This is a genomic window from Haloarcula nitratireducens, from assembly GCF_019599505.1.
The window spans coordinates 261,428-281,420 of the sequence record NZ_RKLT01000003.1 but is presented as its reverse complement, the minus strand read 5'-3'; the positions used below and the strand labels follow the sequence as shown (position 1 = coordinate 281,420).

General features: G+C 68.0%; 19 protein-coding genes. 12 read left to right on the top strand and 7 right to left on the bottom strand.

Going from position 1 to position 19,993, the window contains the following annotated elements:
- The first annotated feature begins 86 nt into the window (after positions 1 to 86).
- Positions 87 to 239: a hypothetical protein gene (locus EGH23_RS11390; RefSeq protein ID WP_220580118.1), complete on the top strand. Its 153-nt coding sequence runs from the start codon at positions 87 to 89 to the stop codon at positions 237 to 239.
- A gap of 62 nt (positions 240 to 301) precedes the next feature.
- A complete protein-coding gene (locus EGH23_RS11385; protein WP_220580117.1) occupies positions 302 to 1,252 on the top strand; it encodes an AEC family transporter in 951 nt (316 codons plus the stop codon).
- Positions 1,253 to 1,289: 37 nt separating this feature from the next.
- On the opposite strand, the gene EGH23_RS11380 is transcribed toward EGH23_RS11385, so the two are convergent.
- The 5 genes from EGH23_RS11380 to EGH23_RS11360 all read right to left on the bottom strand — a co-directional run bounded on the left by EGH23_RS11380 (position 1,290) and on the right by EGH23_RS11360 (position 6,667).
- On the bottom strand, positions 1,290 to 2,195 hold the full coding sequence (locus tag EGH23_RS11380; RefSeq protein WP_220580116.1) for a hypothetical protein: 906 nt from the start codon (positions 2,193 to 2,195) through the stop codon (positions 1,290 to 1,292).
- Between the two features lie 145 nt (positions 2,196 to 2,340).
- Positions 2,341 to 3,456 carry a Gfo/Idh/MocA family protein gene (locus EGH23_RS11375; protein WP_220580115.1) on the bottom strand — a complete coding sequence of 372 codons (1,116 nt, stop codon included), beginning with the start codon at positions 3,454 to 3,456 and terminating at the stop codon, positions 2,341 to 2,343.
- Positions 3,457 to 3,519: 63 nt separating this feature from the next.
- On the bottom strand, positions 3,520 to 4,551 hold the full coding sequence (locus EGH23_RS11370; RefSeq protein WP_220580114.1) for a class I SAM-dependent methyltransferase: 1,032 nt from the start codon (positions 4,549 to 4,551) through the stop codon (positions 3,520 to 3,522).
- A 27-nt stretch (positions 4,552 to 4,578) separates the two neighbouring features.
- Positions 4,579 to 5,715, bottom strand: a complete 1,137-nt coding sequence (locus EGH23_RS11365) for a 60S ribosomal export protein NMD3 (RefSeq protein WP_220580113.1) — start codon at positions 5,713 to 5,715, stop codon at positions 4,579 to 4,581.
- A 58-nt stretch (positions 5,716 to 5,773) separates the two neighbouring features.
- Entirely contained in the window at positions 5,774 to 6,667 is an 894-nt protein-coding gene (locus tag EGH23_RS11360) for an NAD-dependent epimerase/dehydratase family protein (RefSeq protein ID WP_220580112.1), read from the bottom strand.
- Between the two features lie 115 nt (positions 6,668 to 6,782).
- Here EGH23_RS11360 and htpX point away from each other — a divergent pair, with 115 nt between their 5' ends.
- The 7 genes from htpX (at position 6,783) to EGH23_RS27020 (ending at position 15,337) form a co-directional block, all read left to right on the top strand.
- Positions 6,783 to 7,667 carry a zinc metalloprotease HtpX gene (gene htpX, locus EGH23_RS11355; RefSeq protein ID WP_220580111.1) on the top strand — a complete coding sequence of 295 codons (885 nt, stop codon included), beginning with the start codon at positions 6,783 to 6,785 and terminating at the stop codon, positions 7,665 to 7,667.
- Between the two features lie 296 nt (positions 7,668 to 7,963).
- Positions 7,964 to 10,108, top strand: coding sequence for a catalase/peroxidase HPI (katG, locus tag EGH23_RS11350; protein ID WP_220580110.1), 2,145 nt, complete (start codon positions 7,964 to 7,966; stop codon positions 10,106 to 10,108).
- Positions 10,109 to 10,178: 70 nt separating this feature from the next.
- On the top strand, positions 10,179 to 10,796 hold the full coding sequence (gene pspAB, locus EGH23_RS11345; protein WP_220580109.1) for a PspA-associated protein PspAB: 618 nt from the start codon (positions 10,179 to 10,181) through the stop codon (positions 10,794 to 10,796).
- Positions 10,797 to 11,270, top strand: a complete 474-nt coding sequence (locus EGH23_RS11340; protein ID WP_220580108.1) for a hypothetical protein — start codon at positions 10,797 to 10,799, stop codon at positions 11,268 to 11,270.
- Positions 11,271 to 11,343: 73 nt separating this feature from the next.
- Positions 11,344 to 13,083 carry an alpha/beta hydrolase family protein gene (locus tag EGH23_RS11335; protein WP_425433215.1) on the top strand — a complete coding sequence of 580 codons (1,740 nt, stop codon included), beginning with the start codon at positions 11,344 to 11,346 and terminating at the stop codon, positions 13,081 to 13,083.
- 118 nt (positions 13,084 to 13,201) lie between these two features.
- Positions 13,202 to 14,248, top strand: a complete 1,047-nt coding sequence (gene radA / locus EGH23_RS11330; RefSeq protein WP_220580107.1) for a DNA repair and recombination protein RadA — start codon at positions 13,202 to 13,204, stop codon at positions 14,246 to 14,248.
- Between the two features lie 42 nt (positions 14,249 to 14,290).
- A complete protein-coding gene (locus tag EGH23_RS27020) occupies positions 14,291 to 15,337 on the top strand; it encodes a sensor histidine kinase (RefSeq protein WP_220580106.1) in 1,047 nt (348 codons plus the stop codon).
- A gap of 240 nt (positions 15,338 to 15,577) precedes the next feature.
- On the opposite strand, the gene EGH23_RS11320 is transcribed toward EGH23_RS27020, so the two are convergent.
- Entirely contained in the window at positions 15,578 to 16,630 is a 1,053-nt protein-coding gene (locus EGH23_RS11320) for an aldo/keto reductase (RefSeq protein WP_220580105.1), read from the bottom strand.
- Positions 16,631 to 16,691: 61 nt separating this feature from the next.
- Positions 16,692 to 17,702, bottom strand: coding sequence for a CPBP family intramembrane glutamic endopeptidase (locus tag EGH23_RS11315; protein WP_220580104.1), 1,011 nt, complete (start codon positions 17,700 to 17,702; stop codon positions 16,692 to 16,694).
- A gap of 240 nt (positions 17,703 to 17,942) precedes the next feature.
- On the opposite strand from EGH23_RS11315, the gene EGH23_RS11310 reads away from it, so the two are divergent.
- From EGH23_RS11310 to EGH23_RS11300, 3 genes are all read left to right on the top strand, one after another.
- Positions 17,943 to 18,845 carry an acyltransferase gene (locus EGH23_RS11310; protein ID WP_220580103.1) on the top strand — a complete coding sequence of 301 codons (903 nt, stop codon included), beginning with the start codon at positions 17,943 to 17,945 and terminating at the stop codon, positions 18,843 to 18,845.
- Positions 18,846 to 18,939: 94 nt separating this feature from the next.
- The gene (locus tag EGH23_RS11305; RefSeq protein WP_220580102.1) at positions 18,940 to 19,206 is read left to right on the top strand and encodes a DUF7577 domain-containing protein; all 267 of its coding nucleotides are present in this window, start codon (positions 18,940 to 18,942) and stop codon (positions 19,204 to 19,206) included.
- A 30-nt stretch (positions 19,207 to 19,236) separates the two neighbouring features.
- A complete protein-coding gene (locus EGH23_RS11300; protein ID WP_220580101.1) occupies positions 19,237 to 19,947 on the top strand; it encodes an Nmad3 family putative nucleotide modification protein in 711 nt (236 codons plus the stop codon).
- Positions 19,948 to 19,993: the final 46 nt, after the last annotated feature.

Below are 19,993 nucleotides of genomic sequence, written 5' to 3'. Positions count from 1 at the left end.
GGTGATTGGTAACTACGCTTTTCACCGTCCCGTCGGTCGCTCGGCGGTAACGGTGCCGAACGGCGGGACCGGACAGGGAGCGATAGATGTCAGTGATAGGACTGTTGCAGCGCCTCCTGCAGGGTGCGCGGTCGTGTATCGTCTACGAGTGCCGGATGTGCGGGATGAAGATGCCCCAGCACTCGGAGAGCTGCCACCAGTGTGGGTCGACGGAGATCGCTCGGTACGACCTCTGTTAACTCCCCGCACGCGGCGGGTCGAAGTCGAAAGTGTTCTGCCGCTCCCCGGACGAGGCGCTCTCGTGTCACTGCTGGGTATCTTCGCCTCCGCGATTCTGCCGGTCGTCGCCGTGGCGGCCGTCGGCTTCTTCCTCGGACGATACGAGGGCGTCGACCCGGACGCGCTCAACACCGTCACCGTCTACGTCCTCGCGCCGGCGCTCGTCGTCCACAGCTTGACGACGTCGGCGCTGGGCGGCGGAACCATCGTTCAGGTCGTCCTCACCGTCTTCGCCTTCACCGCGGCGATGCTGGTCGTCGCCGAACTCGTCGGCCGCTTCTCGGGGTACTCGGAGCCGCTGTTGGGCGCGTTCGTCCTCGTCTCCATCTTCCCGAACACCGGCAACTACGGCATCCCGCTTGCGGACTTCGCGTTCGGCCCGACGGGCCGGAGCGTCGCCGTCCTCGTGACGGCGCTCCAGGGCGTCATGCTGTACACGCTCGGTATCTACGTCGCGGCCCGAGGGAGCGGCGGCGACGCGCTCGCGGACATGCGACAGGTGTTCGGCGTGCCGCTGGTGTACGCCGTCGTCGCCGCGCTGGCGGTCCGCTGGCTCGGCGTCGTCCCCGCGGAGTCCTCGACGCTGATGCAGACCCTCGAACTGCTCGGCAACGCCTCGATTCCGGTGATGCTGCTCATCCTCGGCATTCAACTGTCAAGCGTCGACGGCACCGACGCGGTGCGACCGGTCGGCACCGCGAGCGGCCTCCGGCTCCTGTTGGCCCCGGTCGTCGCCACCGGCGTCGCCTTACTCGTCGGCTTCTCGAACCCGACCGTCGCCCGCGTGGTCGTCCTCCTGCTCGCGACGCCGACGGGCGTGACGACGCTCATCCTCGTCGGCGCGTTCAGCGAGGACGCCGAGCGGCTGGCCCCCGGCGAGTTCGTGAGCGCGACGGTGCTGCTGACGACGCTCGCCAGCGTGCTGACCGTGACGCTGCTGGTCGCCGCACTGCAGTCCGGCGCGGTGCTGTGAGCGCGCGTAGCCGGGCCGTCGGATCTAGCGCCGACGGTCACCCCGCCGTCGGCGTCCCCCGCGGATCCCGAACCATCGCCCACCAGTCGCGCCCGTCGTAGCCCAGGAGCCACGTCCCGCCGTACTCGTCGACGTCGAGGCCGTCGTGGGCTCGGAACTTCTCCACGAGGTCGGTGAACGCCCGCGAGGGCGGGTCTTCGGAGCGGGCTTCGCCGCCCTTCGCCTCGTCCAGGATCGACCGCTGTTCGGCGCTCAGGTCGGCGAACTCGAACCGGTAGCGCTCGCGGGCCAGCGCCGCGATGCCGGCGGCGTCCTCGGCCAGTAGCTCGGCGCGGTAGCGGTAGTCCGCGACGGTCACCAGTCGGCTGCCGTCGACGCCGATACCGACGGTCCGGTCGTCCCGCGTGACGCCGTCGTACTCGGGCTCGGGGACGACGACAGATTCGGCCGTCTCGGCGTCGGTGTAGACCGCCGGCGTCCCCAACCTGGTGTTCGTCTCGTCGGTGCGGTCCCAGCGCGACTCCAGCAGGCCGTCGAGGACTTCCCGATCGACGGCCGGGAGGTCGGCGAAGGCGACGGTCGTCTCGGGCGCGGGGTCCGGGTTGAACGTCACGACGACGTCGTAACTGGTCTCCTCGCGCTCGTTCGTCGCCTCGTAGCTGATGTCGTAGTACGACCCCTCGTACCGCACCGGGCGAGCGAGCTCGAGCGGCGGACTCGTGGCGGCGGCGGTCGCGCGCGCGTCGTCGTCGTCTTCGACGGCACCGGCGACCAACTCTTGGGACGACTCGGTGAGGGCGTCGGCGGAGCGGGTCCACCGCTCGGCGAGGGCCGCGTCGTCGCTCACGTCGGTCAGCCGGATAGATCCGCGCGGGTCCGAACAGCCGGCGAGGGGGGCGACGGCGGCGACGGAGAGACCGGCGAGGAACTGTCGGCGGCGCATACCTAATAGAAATCGGACAGATAGTGAATAGTTTGGGGTGCGTGTTGGTCGCGTTCCGGTACGCACACCGAAAGCACCCGTCGCGATGTGGCCGGTGACGGGGCGGAGCCGGGGGAGAAGGGCGGATTCAAAGCGGCCGCCCTTCTCACTCGGTCCGCTCGCCGGAGCCGGCGTCGTCGTCCTCGCCGACGACGGCGACCGTCCCGGACTCGCCGGACCGGTAGATGGCGTCGATGACCCGCTGGACCGTCAGCGCCTGGTCGATGGTGTTGCGCTCGGGCGCCTGGCCGCGCGCCACGGCGTCGAGGAACAGCTTGTCGCTCCCGGTCCACCCGGTGTGATCGAGCGACGCGTCCACGACTTGCGACTCGACGAGGTGGTCGGTCCCCTGCCGACCGGCGTCGAACAGCGCCAACTCCTCGCCGCCGAGTTCGAGTCTCGCACCGGCGTCGGTCCCGCGGACGACGAACTCCCTCGTCTCCGTCTGGTTCGCGGCCCACGCGACCTCCAGCGTGATCGTCCGGTCGCCGGCACAGCGGATCATCGCCGTCGCCGAGTCCTCCACGTCGAAGACGGCCTCGTCGGTCGCCTCGTACCAGTCGTCGGGGTCGACGTACTCGTCCTTCTCCCCGAACTCGGTCCGGGTGACGGCGGAGACCTCCTCGACGGCCGGGTAACCCATCAGGTACAGCGCCAGGTCGATGGCGTGGACGCCGATGTCGATGACGGCCCCGCCGCCCGATAGCTCCTCGTTCGTGAACCAGGAGCCGACGCCGGGGATGCCCCGGGAGCGGACGTAGTTCGCCTGGATCGCCGTCACGTCGCCGAACTTCCCCTCCTCCTGATACCCCTTGAACACCTCGACGGCGGGCATGATGCGGTTGTGGAAGTTCACCATGCAGAACCCATCGGAGTCGTGAGCGGCCTCGGCCATCCGCTCTGCGGCCGCTAAGTCGTCCGCGAGCGGCTTCTCACAGAGGGCGTCGTAGCCGTGGGAGAGCGCGGCGACGACGGCGGCCTCGTGAAACGAGTTCGGCGTCGACACCGCGACGGCGTCGAGCGACTCGGTGCGATACATCTCCTCGAAGTCCTCGTAGGTCGTCGCGTCGTAGGACCGCGCGAACTCCTCGCGCGTCTCGGCGACGACGTCCGCGCCGGCGACGACCTCGTGACCGAGGTCGCGGGCGTTCGTGGCGTGGGTCTGGCCCATGAAACCGAGGCCGACGACGCCGAGACGGACGGAGTCGGTAGCGTTGCTCATGGCGTCTGTGGCCGCTTGCGAGGCAAAGTAACTTCGTTCTCGGTCTCCTCGTATGCTCGACCGTCACTCGACCCGCGCGTCCGCGACGACGTGGGCCACGCCCTCGCTGTACCCCTTCACGCGGCGGGTGTCCAGAACCTCGGTGGCGCGGTCCGCGTCGGCCGCCGCGGCTTCGAGTCGGCTGATCGGCCGCTCGAAGACGAGGTCCTCGGGGGTCGCTTCGTGCATGTGGACGACGCCGCCGGGCGAGAGCGCCGACAGCGCCGAATCGAGGTATTCGTGCGCCTCGTAATAGCCCATCACCACGCGGTCGACTTCTCCCTCGGCCAGCCCCTCCCGAATCACGTCCCGGCAGTCCGCTCGGTACGGCGTCACGCGCTCGCTCACGCCGTTGAGCATCGCGTTCTCGACCAGATAGCGGAAGGCGGTCGGGTTGCGCTCGACAGCGGTGACGGACGCGCCGGCCCGAGCCATCGGGAGCGTGAAGTAACCGATACCGGCGAACATGTCGAGGACGGACTCGCCGTCCTCGACGACCTCCCCCATCCGAACGCGCTCGGCCTCGTTGCCCGGCGAGAACATCACCTCGGCGAGGTCCAGCGCGTACTTCGTCCCGTGCTCGGTGTGAACCGTTTCGGTGTCGCCCTCGCCCGCGAGGAACGTCACGTCGGGCTCGCGGTGCGCGCCGTCGATGCCGCCGCGAGCGAGCACCGTGTCGGCCTCGCCGTGGAGGTCCAGCAGCGCCTCGCCCACCTCCTCGGGGCGGGGGCTATCGCCCGGTTTCACGAGGACGACGCTGCCGACGACGGCCCACGACGAGGGGGCGGCGTCGAGTTCGTCGTCGGTCCAACCGCGTTCGCGGAGGTGGTCCGCTAAGCCCCGCAGGCGCGGTTCGCCGACCTGCCGGACGACCTCCCGAACGTCCACGGACTGCGGCGGGTCGGTCACGGGAATGGCGACGCTGTCGTCGTCCCACGGCCGGACGCTCCGGTCGGCGTCGTAGACGCCTTCCTCCTGTAAGGCGTCGATGACGGCCTGCGTTCGGGGTTTCGCCACGACGACGGCGAACCGCTGACCGGCGTCGCGCTCAGACATCGCTCTCACCGCCTCCCACCATCGTCGTCACGCCCCGTCCTCGCGCTCGTCGCTCTCCGGTAAGACGTGCAGGCCCGCTCGGCTCTTGATGACCGGCACCTCGTCGGCGTCGGTGTCGAGGTACTCCGGCCGGGCGACCGTCTTGCTCTCGAAGGTCTCGGGGTCTAACACCTGGACGGCGTTCTCGTCCTCGAAGGCGACGAGCGTCGTCCGCTCGCCGTCCTCGCGGAACCCGAGGCGGGTGGCGTCGGGGGCCTCGCTCTCCTCGAAACTGGCCTCGTACTGCTCGCCGGTGGCCAGCCGCGTCCCCTTGAGGTTGCCCTGTATCGACCGGACCAGCACGGGGCCGTCGCCGTCCTCGGGGTCGATGACCTCGCCCTGCTGATAGCGAGGGAGGCGGACGGCGTAGGACATCCGGTAGAGCTTCTGGCCGTCCTCGTCCTCCGTGACGAGGCGCTTCGAATCGGAGTAGGACCCGCCCAGCTGTTCCGTGATGCGCTTCGCGACGCCCTGGCCGAGCTTGTTCGTCGAGATCTTCATGTTCAGCCCCTCGTCCAGCTCCTTCGTCTCGGTGATGAACGCGTCGCGGGACCCCGTGGCCTCCCGCGCCGCGACGTACTCCTCGGCGATGGTCCTCGCGCGCGCGACCTCCTCGTCGGTCGGGTCGCGGCCCTCGGCGCGCACCTGCACGATGCTGGCGAAGGAACCGCCGGCGATCTTCCCGCAGCGCTCGCAGGTCTGTCGGGAGATGCTGACGGGGACGACGACCTCCTCGGTAACGGGCGTCCCGCGGACGACGCCTGAGAACTCGGCGTGCATCCGGATGTTGTTCTTATCGACCTGTTCGGGCGCGACCTGCCAGGCGACGGACTGGGCGTCGACGTGGATGCCCAGCGCCTCGCTCACCTGTTCGACGGCGATGTCGGTGTAGTCCTCCGCGCCCACGTCGACCCAGCGGTTGCCCTTGTGGACCGCGCCGCACTGGGCGCACACCCGCACCTGGATCTCCTCGGGGGCGTCCACGAGGTCGAACTCCTCGAAGTAGCAGGCGTCACAGAGGACTCGCTCGGAGTCCCGCCGTGCGCCCGGCAGCTCGGGTCGGTCCGTGGGCGGCTCGGCCATCTCCTCGCCGCACCGCGGACAGAAGGCTCCGGACCGGCTCATGTACGCTCCGTAGTCCGGTCAGTCGGTTAAGTCGTGCGTTCCGACGCTCGCCGTCGGCCTACGTTCCGAGGAGGGTCGGCTCCGGGACGTCGGCGTCGGCGGCCTCGCGCCAGTCGTGTTCGGGTGCCCACTCCAGCAAACTCCGGGCCTTCGCCGTCGAGAGCGCGGACTGCTCGCCGTCGAGTTCGCACTCCTCGGGGAGTTCGCCCCAGTGCTCTTCGACCAGTTCCGCGGTCGGCCGGCCGACGTAGTTCTCGGCCGCGGCGGCGTGGAACGCCTCGTGGCCGTCGAAGTCGGCGTCGAGCGCCGCGTCGACGAGCGCCGCCACGTCCCGGACGTCGACGTACGACCAGCAGTTGCCCGCGCCGCCGTCGAGGTCGCCCTCGGCCGCGTCGCGGCAGGCGTACTCGCCGGGGTACTGAATCCACGACGGTCGGATCGACGCGATGGAGACGCCGTCGCGTCGCGCGACCATCTTCGCGATCTCCTCGCCAGTCACCTTCGAGGTGCCGTAGGGGTCTTCGGGGGCCATCGGATGATTCTCGTCGATGGGGAGATACGCCGGCAGGGGCGTCTCCTCGGCGAAGGCCAGGCCGTAGGCGCTCTCGGAGGACGCCCAGACGACGTCCGCCCCGGCGCGCCCGGCGGCGTCGAGGACGTTGTACGCCGCCGAGACGTTCGTCTCGAAGACGCGCGTGCCGGCGTGGCGCTCGGGGGCCGGAATCGCCGCCCAGTGGACGACGGCGTCGGGGTCGTACTCGCTCACCAGGTCGCGGACCTCGGCCCCGTCGGTCGCGTCGACGGCCTTGAACTCGACGTGCTCGCGCTCGGGGACTTCCCAGCCCGGGTGGTCCAGATCGGCGCAGACGACGTGGTACTCGCCCGCGAGGCGGTCGCAGATCCAGCGTCCGGAGCGGCCGCGGCCGCCGGTGACGAGAACTGTCTCGGTCATGACCGTCGTTCTCGCCGACGGCACAAAGCCCCGGCGGCGGGGCCGTCCGCTCGCCGGTGTGCGATTCGGGAACAGGATAGCGACCTTTTACCGTCTCCGCCCGCTATCTATCCGCATGCAGTGGCAAACCGACTGGGGACTGCGCGGCCGGATGGCAGTGACGATGTTCCTGCTGTTCGCGCTGTACGTCACGTTCCTCGGTTTCGTCGTCCTCTTCTTCGGCAACCGGTTGTTCCCCGTCGTCCTCGTGATGGCGCTGTTCCTGGGCGCGCAGTTCTTCTTCAGCGACAAGCTCGCGCTGTACTCGATGGGCGCGCGCGAGGTCGAACCCGACGAGTACCCCGAACTCCACCGGATGGTCGAGCGCCTCTCCCAGCAGGCCGACCTCCCCAAACCGAAGGTGGCCGTCGCCGACTCTCGCACCCCGAACGCCTTCGCGACGGGCCGCTCCCAGAAGAGCGCCGCCGTCTGCGTGACGACGGGGCTGATGAACATGCTGAACGAGGACGAGTTGGAGGGCGTCGTCGCCCACGAACTCGCCCACGTCAAGAACCGCGACGTGATGGTGATGACCATCGCCTCGTTCCTCTCGACCATCGCCTTCCTCATCGTCCGCTGGGGGTGGCTGTTCAGCGGCGGCCGCGACCGCGGCGGCCAGCAGCAGGCCCCGGTCATCGTCGCCATCCTCGCCTCGCTGGTCGTGTGGATCGTCTCGTTCCTGCTCATCCGCGCGCTCAGCCGCTACCGCGAGTTCGCCGCCGACCGCGGCGGCGCGGCCATCACCGGCCGCCCCTCGGCGCTCGCGTCGGCGCTGATGAAGATAGACAGCGGCATGGAGAAAGTGCCCAAGGACGACCTGCGCGGCCAGTCGGAGATGAACGCCTTCTTCATCGTCCCCATCAGCGTCGGCTGGATCGGGAAGCTGTTCCGCACGCACCCGACCACCGAGAAGCGCATCGAGCGCCTGCGGGACTTAGAGCGGAACTTAGAGAGCCGCTGAGCACAGCCGGTAACGCCTTCTCACGCCTCGTCAACTGCGGGCGGTTTCGACACGTCGAGACGCTATCGGCGCTCGGACCGCCGAGACGACCGATCAGCGGCGACACGAAACGGCCGTCCCTCCATCTGCAGCTCCTGTCATCGGCCGATACTGTTCAGCCACTTTATCTGACCCCGGAGAGAAAACACGATTCTTAGCAATCATCGTTTATAAACACGGTAGATTGCTTGCGTCGGAGCGAAACTTCGTTTCCGAAATAGTCAATTTTAACTTGCGAACGGAGCAATCACCTGCTGATGACCAGGTCTAATCAGGACTGGTGGCCGGATCAGCTGAACTTGGAGATCCTCGACGACAACACGCGTCCCGGGGACCCGATGGACGAGGACTTCGACTACGCCGAGGAGTTCCAGAAGCTCGACTTCGAGCAGGTGAAGGCGGACATCGAGGACGTCCTGACGACGTCGCAGGACTGGTGGCCGGCCGACTACGGCCACTACGGACCGCTGATGATTCGGATGGCGTGGCACAGCGCCGGCACGTACCGCGTCGCCGACGGCCGCGGCGGCGCGAACCGCGCCGGGCAGCGCTTCCCGCCCCTCGACAGTTGGCCCGACAACGCGAACCTCGACAAGGCGCGCCGACTGCTCTGGCCCGTCAAGCAGAAGTACGGCAAGAAGCTCTCGTGGGCTGACCTGCTGGTCCTGACCGGGAACGTCGCCCTGGAGTCGATGGGCTTCGAGACGTTCGGCTTCGGCGGCGGCCGCGACGACGCCTACATGCCCGACGAGGCCGTCGACTGGGGTCCGGAAGACGAGATGGAGCAGACCTCCCCCGAGCGCTTCGACGAGGACGGCTCCCTCAGAGACCCGCTCGGTAACACCGTCATGGGCCTCATCTACGTGAACCCCGAGGGGCCGAACGGCGAGCCCGACCTGGAGGGGTCGGCGAAGAACATCCGCGAGTCGTTCGGCCACATGGCGATGAACGACGAGGAGACGGTCGCGCTCATCGCCGGCGGACACACCTTCGGGAAGGTCCACGGCGCCGACGACCCCGACTACCTCGGTCCCGAGCCCGCCGCCGCCGAGATCGAGAATCAGGGACTCGGCTGGGAGAGCGACTTCGAATCCGGACGCGGGCAGGACACGATCACCGGCGGGATAGAGGGTCCGTGGAACAGCGCGCCGATCCAGTGGGACATGGGGTATATCGACAACCTGCTCGACCACGAGTGGGAGCCCCACAAGGGTCCCGGCGGCGCGTGGCAGTGGCGACCGGTCGACGAGGAACTGGAGGGCTCCGTTCCGGACGCCCACGACTCCTCGGAGATGGTGGACCCCATGATGCTGACGACGGACGTCGCCCTGAAGCGCGACGAGGACTACCGGGAGGTCTTAGAGCGCTTCCAGGAGAACCCCGGCGAGTTCCAGCAGGCCTTCGCGAAGGCCTGGTACAAGCTGATCCACCGCGACATGGGCCCGCCGTCCCGTCTCCTCGGTCCCGAGGTGCCCGACGAGGAGATGCTCTGGCAGGACCCGATCCCCGACGCCGACTACGGCATCGTCGGTGAGGAGGAGGTCGAGGAACTGAAAGCGGAGATCCGCGACTCGGAGCTCTCCGTCCCCCAGCTCGTCAGGACCGCCTGGGCGTCGGCGTCGACGTACCGCGACAGCGACAAGCGCGGCGGTGCCAACGGCGCTCGGGTCCGCCTCCGGCCACAGCGCGACTGGGAGGTGAACAACCCGGAGGAGCTGACGACCGTACTCGACACCCTCGAAGAGATACAGGAAGAGTTCAACAGTTCGCGCTCCGACGGAACGGCGATCTCGCTCGCCGACCTCATCGTCCTCGGCGGCAACGTCGCCGTCGAGCAGGCGGCGGCGGACGCCGGGTACGACGTCGACGTTCCGTTCGAGCCGGGCCGCACGGACGCCTCGCAGGAACAGACCGACGTCGAGTCCTTCGAGGCGCTCAAGCCCGACGCGGACGGGTTCCGGAACTACCGCGGCGACGAGGCCGACGAACGGGCCGAGGAGCTGCTGGTCGACAAGGCGGAACTCCTGGACCTGACGGTTCCCGAGATGACGGTTCTCGTCGGCGGGATGCGGGCGCTCGACGCGAACTACGACGGGTCGGACCTCGGCGTCTTCACCGACCGACCGGGGACGCTGACCAACGACTTCTTCGTGAACCTGCTCGGCATGGACGTGGAGTGGGAGCCGGCCGACGAGGACGAGTACGTCTTCGAGGGGCACGACCGCGACACGGGCGAGGTCGTCCGGAAGGGGACCCGCTTCGACCTCGTCTTCGGGTCGAACGCCCGCCTCCGCTCCGTCGCGGAGGTCTACGGCAGCGACGACGGCGAGGAGAAGTTCGTGCGGGACTTCGTGGACACCTGGCACAAGGTGATGACCCACGACCGCTTCGATCGGAAGTAATCCGCGAGTTCCGTCCCCTCTCGCGGACGGACGAAAACGACCTTACCCTCGGCGCGCGTTGTGCCGGTACATGGGACTGCTGGACGGACTCAAGAGCGTCCTCGGCGTGAAAGCCGAGGCCGACGCGACCCGGGACGCCGACCCGGAGGACCTCTTCGGCATGTCGACGGCGTACGTCACGATGGAGGCCAACCTCGGGTACGCCCCGACCGGCGACGCCGCCCTCTGTTTCGGTGACGTGGACAGCACGGACTTCCAGGACGCGAAAGACGAGGTGGAGACGATCCTCGGCGCGGGCGAAGCCGAGACCGGGACGAGCGCCGAGTTCACGCGGGACAGCCACGGCTACCAGTGGGTCGTCCTCCACGACGACGACTTCGAGGACCTGGTGACCTCGATCCACTTCGCGGCCGACACGCTCATCGAGCGGCGCTACGGCTCTCGCCTCCTCGCCGCGCTCTTCGGCTTCGAAGACGAACGGACCGGGCAACTCGTCTACTGGGTCTACTCCTTCCGCCGGGGGGCGTACTACCCGTTCGCGCCCGACCCGGACCGGGACCACGAGCGGGACACGACGGCGGAGTTCAAACTGGAGAGCAACTTAGACGGGGAACTGTCCGTCGAGGGCGACAAGGAGTTCTGGTATCCGCTGTGGCCCGACCGCCCCGGAAACCACCCCTGGGAGTAGATGGTAGACGACACACCGGCCGACGAGACGCTGGCTGACGCCGCGCTGTCGGTCTACGATCATCTCCGGCCGACGACGGGCGGCTATCCGGCGGGCATCTATCGCGTCGTCGGCGCGAGCGAAGGCGATCTCGCCCTCCTGCGCGTGGCCGACGCCGACGACCGGCGGGTGAACACGGGGGAACTCTACCATGTCCCGGCCGCCGACCGCTCGGCGTTCGAACCGGCCGAGAACCCCGACGGGAACCGCCCGGCGACGGCCACGATGCGCTCGTCGCTGGACCGCCTCTACTGGTCGGCGCGGGTGTTCGTCCGGTCGCTGGCCGCCCACCCCATCGCATCGGCGATCGCCCTCGCCCTGTTTCTGGCCGGCGAGTTCGGACAGGGGGCCCTCTCGCTCTCTCCGCTCGTGGCCAGCGCGCTGATTATCGTCGGCGGGCTCTCGCTCGTCTACATCGGAAGCGGTCGGCTCTGAGAGCGACGAATCAACTGAAATGAACAGCGAACGGTGGCAAAAGTAGTATCAACTGACATCACCACGTTGGGGCGTGGTGACAAACCGCTCACTAGCGTTCGCCCTCGCACTGCTGTTGGTGTTCGGGGGCGGTGCGACCGCGTACTGGGTACAGACCGACGGTGGAACCATCGAAACGCGCGAGGTTCGGTTCGCCGCGTCGAACGGACAGGTGATAGAGGGGACGCTGTACGTCCCACCCGACGCGACCAGTTCCGACCCGTCGCCGGGGATCGTCGCCACCCACGGGTATATCAACACGCGCGAGACGCAGTCGCCGTTCGCCATCGAGTTCGCGCGGCGCGGCTTCGTCGTCCTCGCGATCGACCAGACGGGACACGGCCACTCAGACCCACCGGCCTTCGCCAACGGGTTCGGGGGACCGCCCGCCCTCCAGTACATGCGCTCGCTCGCGTTCGTTGACGACGAGAACATCGGTCTAGAGGGCCACTCGATGGGTGGGTGGGCGAGCGTCGCCGCCGCCGGCACCCAACCCGACGGTTACGAGTCGATGGCGCTCGTCGGTTCCTCGACCGGGTCCTCGGGCGTCCCCGCGGGCAACGCGACGTTCCCGCGGAACACGGCCGTCGTCTTCAGCGAGTACGACGAGTTCTCGACGCTGATGTGGGGTGTACCGCACGCCTCGAACGTCGGGCAGAGTGAGAAACTCCGGACGCTGTTCGGCACCGACGAGCGGGTCGTCGAGGGGCGGACCTACGGCAGCATCGAGGACGGGACCGCCAGACGGCTCTACACGCCCGCGACGACGCATCCGGGTGATCACCTCTCGACGACCGCCGTCGGCGACGCCGTGGAGTGGATGCAACTCACGCTGGAGGGCGAGGACGAGATGCCGCCGGGGAACCAGACCTGGTGGCTGAAGGAGCTCGGGACGCTCCTCTCCTTGCTCGGGGGCGTCCTCTTCCTGTTCCCGTTCGGTGCCGCAGTCCTCGGCGACCACCGATTCGAGCGTATTAGACGAGAGGTGCTGTCCGCACGCGGGGCCGAGGGTCGAGGATGGGCCGTCGGCGTCGCGCTCGCGGCGATCATCCCCGTGCTCACGTACTTCCCACTGAACCTGCTCGGACAGGGATTCGTCCCGGTGTCGTGGTTGTTCCCCCAGCAGATAACTAACGGTGTGATGGCATGGGCACTGGGGAACGCCCTCATCACCGCCGCGTTACTGGGCGGGTGGCATCGGGTCGCGAATAGCGGGACGCCGCTCGAACACTACGGCCTCGACACCGGCGATGGGTGGCGGACCGTGGTTCGGTCCCTGGTCGCCGCCGTCGTAGTTGTCGGCGGGTTCTCTCTCCTGTTGGGAGCCGTCGGCTTCCTGTTCGACACCGACTTCCGCTTCTGGGTGTTCGCCGTCAAGCTCCCGACGACTACCCAGTTCGGCATCGGCCTCCGCTATCTCTCGCCGCTACTGGCCTTCTTCCTCGTGCTCGAAGTCCTGCTGCACGGCCAACTGCGGTCGGGTAACCGAGAGTTCCGCACGGCGCTCGCGCACAACTGGATCGCCGTCGTCGGTGGGTTCGTCCTGCTACTGAGCGTGCAGTACGCCGTCTTGCTCTCGGGGAGTCCGCTCCCGTTCGGCCAACCGTTGCTGACCATCGTGGCGTTCCAGTTCGTCGCGTTGCTCTCGATCGTGACTGCCGTCTCGACGTACTTCTTCCGACTGACGGGTCGCATCTGGACCGGTGCGTTCGTCAACGCGTTGCTCGTCACTTTCACGTTGGTGGCGGGGACGGCCACCCACGCGCCGCTCTGACGCGGCCTGACACTTCATCTTTCGGACACCCGCTTCGACAGGCCACCGCCGTCCCGCAGTTTCACTTTCACTACGGTGTTAACGGGGGTTTATATGCCACCGGGCGTAACCAACGTCCATGGCCGCAACAGAAGACCTGGAAGACCTCCCGGGCGTCGGCCCGGCCACAGCGGAGAAACTCAAAGAGAACGGCTTCGACTCCTATCAGGGGATCGCCGTCGCCTCCCCCGGTGAACTGTCGAACACGGCCGACATCGGCGAGTCCTCGGCCGCCGACATCATCAACGCCGCCCGCGACGCCGCCGACATCGGAGGGTTCGAGACCGGCGCGACCGTCCTGGAACGCCGCGAGCAGATCGGCAAGCTCTCGTGGGGCGTCGACGAGGTCGACGAACTGCTCGGCGGCGGCGTCGAAACTCAATCGATCACCGAGGTGTACGGCGAGTTCGGTGCCGGGAAGTCACAGGTGACCCACCAGCTGGCCGTCAACGTCCAGCTGCCGGCCGAACACGGCGGTCTGGAGGGCAGCGCCATCTTCATCGACTCCGAGGACACCTTCCGCCCCGAGCGTATCGAGCAGATGCTCGAGGGCCAGGACGACGAGGTGCTCGCCGACATGATGGAGCTCCACGGCATCGTCGAAGACGGCGAGGCCGACCCCACCGACCAGACCCTGCTCGACGACCTCTTGGAGTCCGTGCTGGACAAGATCCACGTCGCCAAGGCGTTCAACTCCAACCACCAGATTCTCCTCGCCGAGAAGGCCCAGGAGATCGCCAGCGAGACCCAGGACGAGGAGTTCCCCGTGCGACTGCTCGCCGTGGACTCGCTGACCGCGCACTTCCGCGCCGAGTACGTCGGCCGCGGCGAACTGGCCGAACGCCAGCAGAAGCTCAACAAGCACCTCCACGACCTGATGCGGGTCGGCGACCTGAACAACACCGCCGTCGTCGTCACCAACCAGGTGGCCTCGAACCCCGACTCGTTCTTCGGCGACCCGACACAGCCGATCGGTGGCAACATCCTCGGCCACACCTCCACGTTCCGCATCTACCTCCGGAAGTCCAAGGGGAACAAGCGAATCGTCAAGCTCGTCGACGCGCCGAACCTGCCCGACGGTGAGGGCGTCATGCGCGTCGAAGAGGGCGGCCTGATGAACGAGTAGCGGGGTAACGGCTTTTTACGTTCGCGCCCGTATCTCACGAGAGTGAGCGACGACGAGGTGGCTGAACGCGTCCGCATCGCCACGAGAGTCTTCGACGAGTTCCCCCATCAGGTCGCCGTCCTCGACGACGAGGGAGTCATCCGCGCGACCAACCGAGCGTGGGAGACGTTCGGCATCGAGAACGACGTGGGCGTCGAAGCCGACATGGTCGGCGAGAACTACCTCGCCGTCTGTCGCGCGGGCGAGGACGAGGACTCGGCGACGGCTGCCGAGGGTATCAGCGCCGTCATCGACGGGCGGAGAGACGAATTCTCCTTCGAGTATCCGTGTCACGAACCCGACCAGAGACGCTGGTTCACGATGCGGGCGACGCCGTTCGAGTTCGAGGGGGAGACGCTCGTCCTGATCGTCCACACGGACATCACCGACCGTCACCGCGCCGAGACTAATGTCAGCGAGCGGAACGAGACCCTGGAGATGGTCACCGGCATCCTCAGCCACGACCTGCGGAACCCGCTCTCGGTGGCGACGGCCCGCACGGAGCTGTTGCGGGAGCGAAGCGACGGGAGCGACAACGACGACCTCGCCGCTATCGAACGTTCGCTCGAACGGATTCGGGACATCATCGACGACGCGCTGCTCATCGCTCGCCAGACCGAACCCGAGTCGCTCGAAGCGCTCGACCTCCGTGCGTGCGCCGAACGGGCCTGGGAACAGGTCGCCACCGGCGACGCGACGCTCGTCGTCGAGGCGGACGCGACCGTCGAGGCGGACGAGACGCTGCTGGCGCAGCTGCTGGAGAACCTCTTCCGGAACGCGGTGGAGCACGGAGGCGGCGACGTGACCGTCACCGTCTCGTCCCGCGAGGGCGGCTTCGTCGTCGCCGACGACGGTCCCGGGATCCCAGAGAGCGAGCGCGACGCCGTCTTCGAGTCGGGCTACACGACTAACCAGGACGGCGGCGGCACCGGGCTAGGTCTCGCCATCGTCAGTCGAATCGCGGACTTGCACGGCTGGTCGATCCGAGCGACCGACGGGCCGGACGGCGGCGCGGCGTTCGTCGTTTCGGGCGTCGCCGTCGAGCAGTGACTCGGCGGTTCCCCTCGATTTGAACCCGCTCCTCTCTGGCGTCCAACGCTCGTCTGACGGGCCGGAGTGAAAGTAACGTAACGGCGGGCAAATCGCCGGACGGCGAGCTATCTCCTGTGGAAACCGAGGGGTTCGAGAGAAGTCACACGACGACGTTCGATTCACGCGGCTGGACGGGCGGTCGCTCGCCGGCCGAAGGTCGCGGGTCGTTCGCTCGACGGGCGGGGACGGCTTACGGCGTCAGTCGCCGGCGGACTTCATGCCGGTGCCGTCTAGGTCCTCGCCGCCGACCGAGGAGCGCAGCGCGTCCATCCCGTCGTCGCGGTCGATACCGAAGCTGTCGGCGTAGAGGTCCTGAACGCGCTCGAACTCCTCGTCGCTGAGCGGCGGCGTGTCGGGCGCGGCGGCCCACTCGTCGATGTCGGCGTTCGTCCGGAACGTCGGCGTGACCGACGCGACCTCGTCGTGGGCCAGCAGCCACTGGATCGCGGCCTGTCCCATCGTCCGCTCGCCGTCCCGCTCTAAGAAGCGGATGGATTCCACCTTCTCCCAGCCGGTCTCGTACCACTCGGTCGGGCGGTGCGAGCGGTGGTCTCCCTCGCCGAGTTCGGTGTCGGGGGTGACCTGCTCGTTCAGGAGGCCAGAGGAGTGGGGGACGCGGGCGAGGACCGACGTGTCGGCGTTCCGCTCGCGGATGGTGTCGATGAAGTGCCGGCCCGGTGTCTGCTCGAAGAGGTTGAACACGGTCTGGAGCGCGTCGAACTCGTTGGCGACGGCGGCGTCGCCGTCGGCCAGCCAGCCGATGGAGGGGCCGAGCGCCCAGCCGATGGCCTCGACTTTCCCCTCCTCGCGGAGTTCGTCGAGCGTCTCCAGGACGTCCTCGTCCACTTCGCCGACGTTGGCGTTGTGGAGCATCAGCAGTTCGACGTGGTCCATGCCGAGTCGGTCGAGCGAGCGGTCGAGCGCGGTGCGGATCCACTCGGGCGTTACCTTCTTCGGCAGTTCGCCGTGGCCGGCCTGCGGGTTGTTGTAGAAGTCGTAGCCGACCTTCGTGGAGACGGTCACCTCGTCGCGGACCTCGGCCAGCGCCTCGCCGATGATCTCCTCGCTGTCGCCGTGGCCGTAGACGTCGCCGGTGTCGAAGAAGGTCACGTCCTCCTCGACGGCGTGGTGGACCATCTCGACGGCGTCCTCGCGGGTTCGGTCGCCCCACCAGTCCGTCCCGACGACCCACGCGCCGAAGCCGACTTCCGAGACTTCGACGCTCGTGTTCCCCAGCGTATCGTACTTCATGTTCGCGCGTTGGGCGTCGCCGCACTTATCCGCCGCGGTTCTCGCCTCGCGTTCCTCAGACTCACTGCCCGCCGCGGGTCCGAATCCGGAGGTCGGGGGTCGCGATCGCTTCCAGAATCTCGACGCTGCCGTACTCGCGGCGGACCCACCAGCCCAGCGCCGCCGCGCCGACGACGAGCAGCGGGAGCGCGACGAGGCCGCCCTCGGGACCGAAGGAGCCGCCGGTCACCAGCGCCGGACCGGTCGAGCGCGTCCCGAGCAGGGCGGCACCGGTCACGAGGCCGCTGACCGGGAAGCTCCACAGCGAGAGCGTGTAGTTCCAGGCGACGTGAAAGCCGCAGGCGATTCCCAGTCGGCCGGTGAGGACGTAGCAGGCACCCAGCAGGACGCCGTAGAGCGTGATGTTCAGGGTGCTGAGCGGCGACGCGCTCGGGTTGGTCCAGTGGAGGACGCCGAACAGCGCGCCGGTAGCCGCGGTCGCGGCGACGACCGAGCGCCACTTCCCGAGCGTGCCGGCGAGCCCCTCCGCGAGGTTCGTCAGGAGATAGCCCCGAACCAGTATCTCCTCGGTGGTCGCCTGGACGAGGAAGAAGGCCGCGAGCAGCGCCAGCCGGACCGCTGCGCCGGTGCCTCCGAACGGGAACTGTTCGCTCGGACTCGTCACGAGGACGCCGGTGACGACGGTGAACCCGACGGCGACCTGCACGAGGAGGACGAGCGTCGGCAGACCGAAGCCCAGTACCAGCCCGAACCCGGCGTCGCGCCACCACTGTCGGTCGGGGAGCAGTCCGTAGTCCGCTATCGTCCGGCGGTCGAGCAGATAGCCGATACCGAGCCCGCCGACCGACAGCGCGATGAAGCCCCATATCTGCTCGGTAACGACGTAGAGGGTCTGCGTGAGCCCGGTCGCGCGCTCGGGGGCGGGGACGATTCCGAAGAGGGCACTGAGAACGACGACGACGAACCCGGCGGCGAACAGCCAGACGACGACGCGCCACGGCGTTCGTAACCGCCGCTCCGCGGGGTTGACGAGATACCCCCGCACCTCCATGATGAAGTCCGACCTGCTCATGTCGGTGGGTTTAGACGGCGGCGGTTTATACTATCGGCTCGCGGCTCGTCCGAGGGCGTGGTCGACGCCCCGACGGTCGGCGGAGCCGATAGCGGCCCGGCGTCCGCCGAACGACGACCCCCGGCGACGTCGGCGCGTCGTGGGTCTAACCGCCCGACGCGACCGGCCGGTGTCGTCGGTGTTACCCCCTTACCGGCCGGTAAGGAAACTCCTATTGTCGGCGGGGTCATCCGACGGCACATGACCAAGCGTCACGTATCGCTTCCACCGCTGGCCGAAGACGGCCTCCGGGCGTTCCTAGACGAAGTCGACGAACGCCTCTCCGGCGAGGAAGACACCTGCGACGTGGTCGAGGACATCCTCGTCGACCTCCACGGCGACCGCGACGCGTACGAACGCTGGCAGTCCGGCGAGGACGTCTCGCCGGCCGAACGCGTCCGCCTCCAGGGATACGACCCCTGTAACACGACCTTAGAGAGCGAGTACTACGCCGAGAAGGACGAGGAGAAGTTCAAGCACTCGAAACACCTCCAGTGGCTCTGGCGGCAGTTCGACGCGACGCCGATGGCCGACAACGTCGAGTTCGCGCTCCGGTTCCGGCAGATGCTGGCGGATCACCTCTTCGAGTCCTGCGGCGACGGCTGCCGGTTCTTCAAGGGGATCACGTTCACCTACGGACACAACATCGAAATCGGCGACAACGTCGTCGTCCACGACGACGTCCACTTAGACGACCGCGGGAGGCTCACTATCGGCGACCGCGTCTCCATCTCCGACGACACGCACATCTACAGCCACGACCACGACGCGGTCGATCAGACCCACATCGACAACTTCCACACCATCGTCGAGGACGACGTGCGCCTCACCTACGACTCGATGGTTCGCGCGGGCGTCCGCGTCGGCGAGAACGCCATCCTCGCCGCGAAGTCCATCGCCGGCAGTGACATCCCCGCCCACCACATCGCCGCCGGCACCCCCGCGAAGTCCATCGCTATCAAAGACGGATGGGAGCAGGTCGCCGACCCCCTCGAAGACGCGAACGAGGACCGGCGCGCGGAGCGCGGTATCGAGTACGAACTCCCGGAGGGGGTAGACGACTTCGACGAGTTCAAACGCGACCTCCACCCGCCGGACCGCTGACCGGTTCCGCCGAGACGCGCCGTTTTGCCGTCTGAGTATCACGTCTGATACTGTGTCCCGAATACAAAAATAGGAGTTCGTGCGACGTACCGCTATGAACGCCTGGGCGTGGCTCACCGCGTACGTCGTCGGCTTCGGCCTGTTGCAGGTGCTGCTCTATCAGTACGTCCAGACGACCGATCCGACGCCGGAGAGTACGCCGGAGCGGACGGCGGGGGCGGTGAACGGTTCCGGAAGCCGCGCCGGCGATGACCCGACGCGGCACGAAGAGAGCGTCGTCCGCTGTCGGCACTGCGGCGCGGCCAACGAGTCTCACCTGATGCTCCGGTACTGCGGGACCTGCACCGAGTCGCTCCGGTAGCCCTTTTGCCGGCGGAGACGACTACAACTCATGCGGAGCGTCGCCATCAACGTCGCGGCAAACACCAACGAACCGGGGTTTCGCGGCCCGCTCTACCCCGACGGCTCCTTCGAGTACATCCCGATTCCGGAAGCGAAACCCACGGCCCAGTCGGTCCCGACCTACGCCGACCTCGACGTGACGACCGACGTGAGCGGCGTCGCCGACCGGCCGGTCCACTTCGACCCGGAGTTCCCCGAGGTCGGCGGCGAACGGTACACCTACGGCGACGAACACGGCGTCAAGGCCCGCCCGCTCTCGGAGCTATCGGCGGGCGACTACCTCTTCTTCTACGCCACGCTCTCGACTACCGGCGACCCGCCCGCGTGGGCACCCGAGCGGTGGGGGGCGTGCGTCATCGGCCACTTCCGTCTGGCGCGGGACCCGGTGACCGGCGAAGCGTACCGCGACCTCCCCTCGGAGGAACGGGCCGTCTTCGACTCGAACGCCCACGTCCGGCGCGCCGAGTTCGACGCGGAGGTGTTGGTACTGGGCGACCCCGACGCCTCGCGCCTCTACGAGACGGTCGTCCCGCTCTCTCGGCCCAGCGGCGGCACGGACGCCAACTGGCTGGTCACCGAGCGCTCCTCGGACTCGGGGAAAGGGCCGTGGTGGCGGCGACCGATGCGCTTCGACGAGGACGGGACCGAGACGCTGCTGTCGCTCGTCGACGAGCCCCCGCGGGCGGTCGCCGAGCGCTGAAGGAGCCGAGTGAGTTATCACGGGTGAAAACGGAGCACCAAGACTC